5 protein-coding genes are annotated in these 5,156 nt (G+C 61.4%); 1 reads left to right on the forward strand and 4 read right to left on the reverse strand.

The genetic code is table 11. From position 1 onward, the window contains the following. From brxC to ACN4F8_RS12345, 4 genes are all read right to left on the reverse strand, one after another. The coding region (brxC, locus tag ACN4F8_RS12330) for a BREX system P-loop protein BrxC (RefSeq protein WP_419473863.1) at positions 1-1,959 on the reverse strand (1,959 nt) is incomplete at its 3' end. Between the two features lie 41 nt (positions 1,960-2,000). Beyond that, positions 2,001-2,579 (reverse strand): DUF1788 domain-containing protein, encoded by a 579-nt coding sequence (locus ACN4F8_RS12335; RefSeq protein ID WP_419473864.1) that lies wholly within the window; start codon positions 2,577-2,579, stop codon positions 2,001-2,003. Next, positions 2,576-3,160 (reverse strand): DUF1819 family protein, encoded by a 585-nt coding sequence (locus ACN4F8_RS12340; RefSeq protein WP_419473865.1) that lies wholly within the window; start codon positions 3,158-3,160, stop codon positions 2,576-2,578. Before ACN4F8_RS12340 ends, ACN4F8_RS12335 begins: the two co-directional genes overlap by 4 nt. Before the next feature lie 3 nt (positions 3,161-3,163). Continuing rightward, entirely contained in the window at positions 3,164-4,072 is a 909-nt protein-coding gene (locus tag ACN4F8_RS12345; protein ID WP_419473866.1) for a WYL domain-containing protein, read from the reverse strand. A 303-nt stretch (positions 4,073-4,375) separates the two neighbouring features. Between ACN4F8_RS12345 and ACN4F8_RS12350 the strand changes: the two genes are divergently transcribed. Next, positions 4,376-4,957: a recombinase family protein gene (locus tag ACN4F8_RS12350; protein ID WP_419473867.1), complete on the forward strand. Its 582-nt coding sequence runs from the start codon at positions 4,376-4,378 to the stop codon at positions 4,955-4,957. The last annotated feature ends 199 nt before the right edge of the window (positions 4,958-5,156 follow it).

Consider the following 5,156-nt stretch of genomic DNA (forward strand, 5'->3'; position numbering starts at 1 on the left):
GCCCTCGGCACTGCGGCCGATGCATTTGGCATCGCTCATCAGTTCATAGTCGCTGCCCACGGGGGTGAGCACTTCGAGCGTGAGGTCGTGGCTGGCTTGGCGGTAGGGGGCACCGTCGAGCAGGCGGTTGAAGTCGTAGTCGGCCTTGGTTTCGCGGTGGCGCACCTTGGTTTGCCCGCTGAGAATTTCTTCAAACACCAGCTCGGCCACAAGGCGGCTGAGCTCGGCGCTGGAGATCTCTACGGCCTTGATTTCTTGCGACACGTCGCGTTCTTCGTTGGTCAAGAAGAACCACAGGTCACCGTTGCGGTTGACCAGGTTTTCGCGCTCCAGGCGTTCCAGGCTTTCAGAAATGCTGCGCTTGAGGGCGAGTTTGTCGGCGTCGATCTCGGCTAGGCACAGGGTGGCTAAGTTGTCTACGGTGCCTTTGACGGCATCCGCATAGCGGATGAGGAAAAGCGCGCGCAGCAGCTTGATGTCGTCGAGCTGGTCTGCACGCTTTTGCAGGCCGGGGTTGTCAGAGGCCTGGTCGATGGCGCGCTTGACGGCGGGCTCCAGGAACGATTCGATGGCCGGGTAAAAGTCATACAGCGGGATGAGTGCGTCGGTACCCCGGTGCCGGTTGATGAGGGCAGCGGTCTGGAACGCATCGAGCATGGAGCGCTCGCCCTTGGCCAGGTGCACGCCCGTGGCGCCCACCTTGCGGATGGACTCGAACACCTTTTGCAGCAGCTGGAACTGGTAGGGCGCGAAGGGGTAGTGGGCGGCGAAGTCTTCGGCGCTCTGGATGCGTTTAAAGGTGGTGGCGTGGTCAGAAAACGAGAGCTGGTTGTTGATGATGTCGGCCTTGGCCGACCAGATGGCGTGCAAGGCCGCCTTGGCCTCGGGGGTTTTTTCGAGCAGGCGGTGGGCAATCACCTCGTCGGTGTTTGAGCTGGACAGCAGCAGCCGCGTGTGGAAGCGCCCTTGAATCTTGGAGAAGTCTTGCCCGGTGGCCTTGCTGCCCTCGCCCAGGGTGGCGTCGATGTCGGCCTGGCTGGTGACGATGACCCACGCCCTGCCTTTGCACTGGGTGCCCAGTTGCTCGGTGATGGTTTGCAGGTTGAGCATGAGCTGGGTGTTGTTGCCGATGAACTGGCCCACCTCGTCCACCAGGAACACCACGCGGTGCTGCGGACCTTTGCTCTGAAGGTAGGTGTTGACCAACGCGGCGAAGCCTTCGATGTTGATCTTGTGGCGCTCGCGGGCGTCGTCAAACCACTTGCCAGCCGAGTCTTCGGTCATGCCCAGCGCCTGGCTTAGACCAGCGATGACGTCGTCGCGCAGGAAGTCCACTGCGTCGCGCTCGTTCTCCCAGTCGTTGCCGTTGGAGGCTTTAAAAGCCTGTTTGAAGGTATCGAACGCGCCCTTGCTGATGAGGTGGCGCTCCATGTCGGCCACATGGGGGGCATCGCCCGAGAGGCCCTGCATTTCGTTGAACACGCGCAGGAAGACCTGCAGGATGGCGTCTCGGTCGTTCTTCGCGTCGGCCTTGGAGTCGATGTTGAACAGGATCACATCAGTTTGCCCAGCCACGGCGCGGCGCATGTCGCCCAGCAGCATGGGGTCGCTGAGCTTGCTCTGGAAGAAGTCGAGCGCTCGTCGGGCCTGACCGGTGCCGGGCTGTGCTGCTTCCATATTGGAGAGCAGGTACGACAGGATTTTGATGAAGTGCGACTTGCCGGAGCCAAAGAAGCCCGATACCCACACGCCCATGCGCGAGACGATGGCGGGGTCGTTGGGGTGCTGCGCGGTGGCCAGGTAGGCGTCGAAGAACTTGCGCAGGTACTCGGTGACCTGCTTGGTGGCCACGTATTCGTCCAGCTCCTGCCAGACGCTTTCGGCATCGCGCTGGTCGGCTTTGATCACACCATTGATGGGCCGGTCGATGGGCTTTGCGAACAGTTCTTGAATTTGCATGGGTATCGATCTGTGAGTTGGGGCCTGGGGGAGCAAGTGGCTCAGGACACGAGACGGAAGGCGCGGTAGTAGTTGTCGTCAGACAGTGTGTTGAACAGGCTGAGCGACTGCCCGTTGTAGGTGCCCGGGTAAAGCATGAGCAGCGGCGTGTTGCGCATGTGCGGATGCAGGGCCGATAGCAGCGTGTGGGTGCGTAGCAGCGGGTACACCGCCCCCACGCCTTTGACGATGAGCAGATCCAGCTGGGTGACGTCCAGCTTTTCAGTCATGCGGGCAGCAAGGCGGTCTTCTTTGAGCACAGAGCGCAAAGACGCCAGCACGGCAGCGTCGCCCTTGTTGGCCTGCATCTCGCACGCCTTGTCGAAAAGCTTGCGCTCGTCGAGCAGGTCCACCACCAGCTGGAACAGGTCCACCGTTTGGAAACGAACTGCGGGCACCTGTTTGCGCAGGCCAGGTTCAATGACATCTGCGAGCCAGGCACGCATAGCCATTTCTTCCTCGGGCGGGTAGTCAAAAATCCAGAAGCCGATTTCGCCGCCAGCCCCTTGGTTGCTGAGCACATCGGGCGAGATCAGGCGGGGCAGGATCTGGTTGAGCCGTTCTTCGAATCGGGTGGTCATCGGTGAAAGTCCATCACTTTGAGGGTGTCTTGTGCGCCCAGACGAATGAGCTGCTGCTTGACCACAGGGTGCAGCATGGGTGGGGTGAGCAAGGGCTGGCGGGTGGAAGCCAGGTATTTGGTTTCCGCCAGGATGCGCATCACCACCTGGTAGAGCTTGGTGCGGGTTGACGCAGCCCACTGACCCACTGCAGGGTCTTGCTGCGCGCAGTCGGTCAGGAATGATTCCCACACCACGGGGGTGAGCTGGGCATCCAGACGCAGCAACGCCGGGCCGTACACGGTGCGCAGAAACTCGCCCAGCAGGCTGCTGTGGCGGATGGCAGCGGCCAACAACAGCTGGGAGGCAATTTCTGCCTCCCCGTCCGCAATCAGGTTCCAGGCCTCAGCGTCCAGAGTTTCCAGGCGCTTGCGGATCAGCGTGGCCTGACGCTTGGCTGTGGCTGGTTTCTTTTGCAGGAGGTTGTCTTCATACAGCGCAGCATTCCAGGCTTCAGGCGAAGGCTTCGTGCGAAGCAGGCGCGCCAGGCGGCGGCTCTCGGGCAACAAGAGGGATCCGGCGGAGATTTCGGCGTTGAACATGGTTCAGCCCGCGTCCGCTGCTGTCGATGCCGTGAAACCTGGTGCGAGGATGGCGCTTTCCACTCCGTTGAGCACCTCGGCGTTGCGCAGCCACAGATGGTGTGATTTAGGGCTGAGGCGGTGGTCTGTGCTGCAATCCACCGACCAGCGCTTCAGCGCGTAGCCGGCAAGGGGCGCGCGGACGCGCAAGGCGAGGTGGCCGTGGGTCATGCCGTAGTCGGCCTCGATCGCTGCTGGGTAACCAACGCCGGGATGGGGAACCAGATCGAGCGGAACCATGCGGTTCCACTGCCCATCCTCGGACAGGCGTTGGGATTCTGGAATGGTTTCCTGGGTTGGGCGGGCGCGCTCGATGCGGGTGAGCACGAAGTCCGCAAACCGGTTCTTTTCTTGATCAAAGGCCCGTAGGTGCCAGCGAAACCCGGTGTCGGCCAATGCCAGCGGGGCCAGCCGCTTTGTTGATGCGCCCGAGGTCAGCGACAAATAGCGGACTTCCACCACAAGTCCCGCCGTGACCGCCCGAGTGATGGTTGCCAGCATGTCTAGGTTAGGCTGCACCAGATCCTGGGCCGTTTCGCAGGGAATGGTCTGCGCCGAACCGCCCTCAAGCCCATCGCCGGCGCCGGAGCGGAACCAGTGCAGCACATGCGCGGGTGTGTGTTTAAAGACCGGCCGAAAGGCGACCGTAGGCTGGTAGCAACGCTGAGCAGCGTTGTACTGGAGGTTATGTGGCGCCAGTACGCGGTACGCAATGAGGTCGCGGGCGGATGCGGCGGGTTTGATGCCGAAGCGCTCCTCAATGTGAGCACGGGTCAGGTCGCCGCAAAAGTACGACCGCACCTCGATGAAAGCCAGCCGTTCTCGCTGTGCATAGGCGATGTGCTCGGTGGCCCGAGGGTGCGCATTTGTCATCTCTCCCTTTGCAAAACGATGGCTGTTCCGGCTGGAATCACTCTATCACACGGAGTGTTACTTGTTACTCATTTTGATAACGCAGTGGTCAACGACCGCTTCCGAGGACCACCCTTATCGCCTAGGTAGGGTGACGTAGGGTAAAGCCCAAGACTTTCGCCACGGGGCGCTGCCGAAGTTGCTGCACGGTGCCCAAAATCGAACCCATTTAGTCACGTCCGCCCAACCTGTATAAAAGTTAGTTGCTATCATTTTTGATCACCTTTATGGTTTGGTCACCCTTTTTCAGCATCTAACAGGACCATGACCAGAGTTTTTGCCTACTGCCGCGTTTCGACCTCCGGCCAGACTACCGACAACCAGATCCAAGAAATCTCTGCGGCCGGATTTCACGTTTTGCCGATGCGCGTCATCGCTGAAACCATTTCTGGCAGCGTCGCCGCAAACGAGCGGGCTGGCTTCCGCAAGTTGCAGGAGAAACTCGAAACCGGCGATGTCCTGATCGTCACCAAACTTGATCGCCTGGGTCGCAACGCGATGGATGTTCGCCAGACGGTGGAGGCCCTTGCACACCTCGGCGTGAAGGTGCACTGCCTAGCTTTGGGTGGTGTTGATCTGACCAGCCCTGCAGGCAAGATGACCATGGCGGTTATCAGCGCAGTGGCGGAGTTCGAGCGCGACTTGCTGATTGAGCGCACCCAGGCCGGCCTGGCGCGCGCCAAGAACGAAGGCAAGGTGTTGGGTAGACCCCGCGCGCTGAGCGACACGCAGGCGGCCGATGCGCTGCAGCGGCTTGCATCCGGCGAGGCTGTTGCAGCGGTTGCCCGCGCGCTGAAGACCTCGCGGGCAACGATCATGCGTGTGCGTGACGCGCAGGTGGCGTAACAGTTAAGGGCCTGATTCCTAGTCTGCACCCCGTCTATAAAACGCCGTCAGCAAGTACTGCCTCGCGCGCGCACGCGCACGCTGGGCGACCAGAACTCTTGCCGATCGCTCGCGGTCCGCAACGCCGGCGCTCCAGAGATGGGCTGGGGGGGGGAGCCGCCATCATCCATGGACGCGGGGAGAGGTCAGGTGGGCACCC

This window comes from Hydrogenophaga sp. (genome assembly GCF_048549895.1).
Classification (GTDB): Bacteria; Pseudomonadota; Gammaproteobacteria; order Burkholderiales; family Burkholderiaceae_C; genus Hydrogenophaga.